At 44.6% G+C, this 4387-nt stretch carries 7 protein-coding genes; 4 read left to right on the top strand and 3 right to left on the bottom strand.

Features of this window, described 5'->3' with window-relative positions; all coding sequences use genetic code 11:
* Positions 1 to 441: 441 nt before the first annotated feature.
* On the top strand, positions 442 to 633 hold the full coding sequence (locus tag ACI2JR_RS28035) for a Rop family plasmid primer RNA-binding protein (protein WP_089637208.1): 192 nt from the start codon (positions 442 to 444) through the stop codon (positions 631 to 633).
* Positions 633 to 1034, top strand: a complete 402-nt coding sequence (locus tag ACI2JR_RS28030; RefSeq protein WP_060628044.1) for a helix-turn-helix transcriptional regulator — start codon at positions 633 to 635, stop codon at positions 1032 to 1034. Before ACI2JR_RS28035 ends, ACI2JR_RS28030 begins: the two co-directional genes overlap by 1 nt.
* Positions 1035 to 1823: 789 nt before the next feature.
* On the opposite strand, the gene ACI2JR_RS28025 is transcribed toward ACI2JR_RS28030, so the two are convergent.
* The gene (locus ACI2JR_RS28025; RefSeq protein ID WP_462480085.1) at positions 1824 to 2033 is read right to left on the bottom strand and encodes a hypothetical protein; all 210 of its coding nucleotides are present in this window, start codon (positions 2031 to 2033) and stop codon (positions 1824 to 1826) included.
* Positions 2034 to 2193: 160 nt separating this feature from the next.
* On the opposite strand from ACI2JR_RS28025, the gene ACI2JR_RS28020 reads away from it, so the two are divergent.
* Both ACI2JR_RS28020 and ACI2JR_RS28015 read left to right on the top strand, forming a co-directional pair.
* Positions 2194 to 2418 (top strand): TraY domain-containing protein, encoded by a 225-nt coding sequence (locus ACI2JR_RS28020; protein WP_462480084.1) that lies wholly within the window; start codon positions 2194 to 2196, stop codon positions 2416 to 2418.
* Complete coding sequence (locus tag ACI2JR_RS28015) at positions 2402 to 2668, top strand: type II toxin-antitoxin system RelE family toxin (protein ID WP_114271279.1); 267 nt, start codon at positions 2402 to 2404, stop codon at positions 2666 to 2668. The genes ACI2JR_RS28020 and ACI2JR_RS28015 overlap by 17 nt, the downstream gene beginning before the upstream one ends.
* A gap of 278 nt (positions 2669 to 2946) precedes the next feature.
* Here ACI2JR_RS28015 and ACI2JR_RS28010 read toward each other — a convergent pair whose 3' ends face one another.
* Together ACI2JR_RS28010 and ACI2JR_RS28005 are read right to left on the bottom strand one after the other, a co-directional pair.
* Positions 2947 to 3528 (bottom strand): hypothetical protein, encoded by a 582-nt coding sequence (locus ACI2JR_RS28010; protein WP_462480083.1) that lies wholly within the window; start codon positions 3526 to 3528, stop codon positions 2947 to 2949.
* A complete protein-coding gene (locus ACI2JR_RS28005; protein ID WP_462480082.1) occupies positions 3506 to 3961 on the bottom strand; it encodes a hypothetical protein in 456 nt (151 codons plus the stop codon). The genes ACI2JR_RS28010 and ACI2JR_RS28005 overlap by 23 nt, the downstream gene beginning before the upstream one ends.
* Positions 3962 to 4387: the final 426 nt, after the last annotated feature.

Genomic DNA, 4387 nt, shown 5'->3' with positions numbered 1-4387 from the left:
AGTCGGACTGAACGGGGGGTTCGTGCATACAGTCCAGCTTGGAGCGAACTGCCTTCCCGGAACTGAGTGTCAGGCGTGGAATGAGACAAACGCGGCCATAACAGCGGAATGACACCGGTAAACCGAATGGCAGGAACAGGAGAGCGCACGAGGGAGCCATCAGGGGGAAACACCTGGTATCTTTATAGTCCTGTCGGGTTTCGCCGCCACTGATTTGAGCGTCTTTTTTGTGATGCTTGTCAGGGGGGCGGAGCCTATGGAAAAACGGCTGCCGCGCGGCCTTTCCTCCTTCCATCATGTGGCTGCTCGGTTTTCTCGAGCTTTTCTACGCATGCTCCTGCCGCTCGCCGCAGCCGAACGGCAGGAGCGTAGCGACTGAGTGAGCGAGGAAGCGGAAAAGAGACAGGTTTGACACTGAGCACTGACGCTCTGAGGCCTTTTATGACGAAACAACAGAAAACAGCGCTGAACATGGCTAAATTCATCCAGAATCAGTCTCTGCTCCTGCTGGCGAAGCTTAACGAGCTTGATCTCGATGTCGAGGCCGACCTTTGTGAGAAACTCCACGATGATGCGGAGCATCTTTTCCGTACACTGTCCTCGAGACTGGATGCATTACAGGATGGTAACTGATGGCCAGAGTGTCTATTAGTGAGGCTGCCCGACTGACGGGTAAGAGTAGAACAACACTGCACAGGTTAATTAAAGCAGGTGACCTGTCCACCTGTAGCGGTGAACGCAATGCAAAAATGGTAGATACTTCAGAGCTTTTACGTGTCTTTGGTCCCTTCGAACAACCGAAGGGTGAACACCATTCTGGACAGGTCGCTGAACAGCGTGATACAGCCTCTGCTGACCAGAGTGAACAGGTGATTCGTCATCTGAAACAGGAGATTGAACACCTGAACACCTTACTTTTGTCCAAGGATTCGCACATTGACAGCCTGAAACAGGCCATGCTCCTTCTTGAAAATCACCAGGCAAAATTAACTGAATCCCCGGCGCCATGGTGGAAATTCTGGAAAAAATCCTGATCCTGCCATGCTTGAGTTTTCCTCTCCGGCCATCCCGGGGAGTTCCTGAACCTTCCCAAAAATCGCCAGATCTCTGAGCGCTCTTCACCACTAAAAATACCCACACACTACGCAAAATTAAAATTTTGCATATTTTTATTTAATATCAGAAGCTTACTTTCATGAGATTTCGTTTTTTAAATTTTATTTACATAGATCCGACTCTGTGACGACTCGTCATAGAGTCCCCGGCGAGTCGTCATAGAGTCGGTAACGACTCAGGACTATAAAAACAATGAGTTAATAACGACCCGACTCTAGACCCGACTCCCCGTTTGGTTGTTTTTTAGACTCGGCGACTCTAGGTACGACTCTAGTGAAGAGTCGCCGGTGAATCGTGTGGTGAGTCGTCCGGCGACTTGCCATAACGTGATTGCCGGCCGTCGACGAACACGATTCCTGAACGTGCTGAAAACCGGTTTTCCGGCTGCGCCGGCAACGCTTCACGGCCACGCAATAAATTGCGTCCCCGTTCACCGTTTTCGGATGGAAAGAACGCCGGAAACAGGACTTACCCTGGCTGAATGGAGTGAATTTTCGCGCTATGCACTTGCGTGCATACTCATGCATGCCGTAAAAACAGAGCCTGCGCGTTTCTGGCGGGTTTTCGGGTGGTTTGTTGCCTGTTTTACCGGTTTCCCGTCAGAAACGCCCTGAGGCCGTTTTAGCGGTGCGTACAATCAGGGCTTTATGTTAAATAGAGGTGTTCGGCGGGTATAAAAAAAGCCCCGTAGGGCTTTTTACCGCTTATCAGCTCAGGCGGTGCAGTTGGGTCTGGATATAGGCATGAAATTCAGCGTGAGTCAGGTAGGTCTTATTCAGACGAGCTTTTAGCTCGGTGCCCATCGTGCGTAATGTAGCCCGATTTGCAACTGACTCCTGTTTGTTCACTTTGCGCAGGTGGTAATTTAGTTCGTAGTCTTCTGAAAAGTTTACATATTCGTGATCACTTAAAGCCATTTTATTTTCCTTCCCATTTAATTTTTTGGGTAGTTTACCCATTTTGTAAGTATGGTTTTAGTGGCGACTTTTCAAGCTGAAACAGATGATTTTCTATTCTTCTAGCTTGAAAAGTGTATGATGATATACATGTATATCAAGTATGTTTGAGGAGGTCTGCATGCTGGCTATCCGATTATCTGATGAGATTGAGGCCCGTCTGGAGTCGCTGGCGAAACAAACCGGCAGAACAAAGACGTTCTATGCTCGGGAAGCGATACTGGCGTATCTGGAAGACTTGGAAGATTATTACCTTTCAGCAGAAACTGCGGCACGCGTTCGCCGCGGCGATGAATCTGTGCATTCGTCTGTAGACGTGAGGAAGTCACTTGGTCTGGACGATTAACTATTCCGACCGGGCGCTCAAATCGTTACGTAAGATGGACAAGCAGAACGCGCGACGGATTGTGGACTTTATGGATTTACGCATTGCTGTTGCCACCGATCCTCGTCAGTCAGGGAAGCCACTCAAAGGGGAGCTGGGCGAGTTCTGGCGCTATCGGGTGGGGGACTATCGTATTCTGTGTGAGATCCGGGATGACGAGCTGGTTATCCTTGCAGCCACCATAGGCCATCGCCGTGAAGTCTACGACTGAAGCCCGCAATGCGGGCTTTTTCATGCGCAGCGTATAATTATGGAGATATATTAAATAAAAATCGCACAAAAAAACCTCATAGGCAGTCTAAGTAGACTGCCTGTTTGCGACATGTTCAGCTGTCTTCTCAGCTACTATCTTATTTTTTTCCTTCTACCGTATGTGGATAAAATTGATGAGTTAATTGTCTAGTTTTACTTGCAACTATCCCGATAGATGCACCTTTCAACTTATACATTTAACCTTTTTGAAAGGTGCTTTTTGTTGTTAACTCTATGTCATGTCCTTTGTTCATCATGTGGTTTGAACGAAACTATGCTCTTCAATGATTTTAATATACCTTTTGACTCTGTATCGTTCGCAGAGTCCTGCCTTTCTTCACTAGTGCCTGTTGCCTTGTATTGACTATCTCCTATTTGGCTTATCATTCCGTCGTATCTTGGGTCAAATGAAGAATCATCGTTTATCTCCCCAATTTTTTTCATTATTAGTTTTTGTATTGCTGGCTTTGAAAGAGAATGAGAAGCTGTATGTAGCTCATGTAAAAGACCAATTATTTTACTTTTTGGCGATAAGGCATTGTATGATTTTTTTGCACCTTCAATCTGTGACTCCAATTCCCTTATTGTTTGATCTTTTTCATCTGACTTACAGGACACTCTATAAGATGCATATAAACCACTAAAGAAAGCGCCTACAAGGTACGCCAGTATGGTGATCTTGTCTCCGTAGCTTGCATATTCATCAGGCAGGTACTTTTTTATCAGAATTAATATAATTATAGGTATTACTATGGCTAGGGCTGAAGATATCCACCCTATGATAAACATACCTATATCACTTGTCTTCTTCTTGCTCATTCCGAATCCCTTCATCTTTTATTGTGTTTTCAAAATTTGGAACAGCGTCGACAACCAATGATATTGATAATTTAAGTTTACTTTCAATTAACTCTTTATTGTAAACATCTTTGCTTCTTACAAATTCCTCTCTAGAAAAAATATAGTGCTCCTTTTCTGCGTCAATGAGTATGCATTTTACGCCAACTACCATTGTATTAAATTTGTTCACCAAGTCCATGGCTGGTGTATCTTTTATTTTTCCAGCAAATGATATTGGATTTATTACATTTATAACCATTAAATCGTCTGAAAAGTCTTTTATAAAAATGAAAAAAATTTCTTCATCATATTTTATTTTTAATGATATTGATGTGTCTGTTACTTCTCGCTCCTCTTCTATCTTTAGGTTTTTTATTTTAGTTATGGTTTTAACTATATCTTTAGAGAACATTTTAATTCCTTTTTGTGCATGGTTAACTTTCGCTATTATAGCTTTTTTATTACATCGTGAATATATAGATGCCGTGAAAGATACTTGTTTTATGCAAGCTTGCAGGGTAGTCTTTCAGGCACAAACGAAAAGACCACCCGGCAAGGTGGTCTTTTCGAAGGTTCATTAACCGGCAAGTTTTTGAACCGTGGTAACAGTCTTGTGCGAGACGTGTCACCAAATCTGTCCTTCCAGTGTAGCCTCAGTTAGGTCTTCACTTCAAGAACTCTAAATACATCTCTCGCACATCCTGTTTACCAGTGGCTGCTGCCAGTGGCGCTTTGTCGTGTCTTTCCGGGTTGGACTCAAGATGATAGTTACCGGAGAAGGCGCACCAGTCGGACTGATCGGTCGGTTAGAGCATACAGTGCAAGATGGAGCGAACTC

The sequence above is a fragment of the Klebsiella sp. NPDC088457 genome (assembly GCF_044900465.1).
Taxonomy (GTDB): domain Bacteria; phylum Pseudomonadota; class Gammaproteobacteria; order Enterobacterales; family Enterobacteriaceae; genus Klebsiella.
This window is presented reverse-complemented; position numbering and strand designations above follow the sequence as displayed.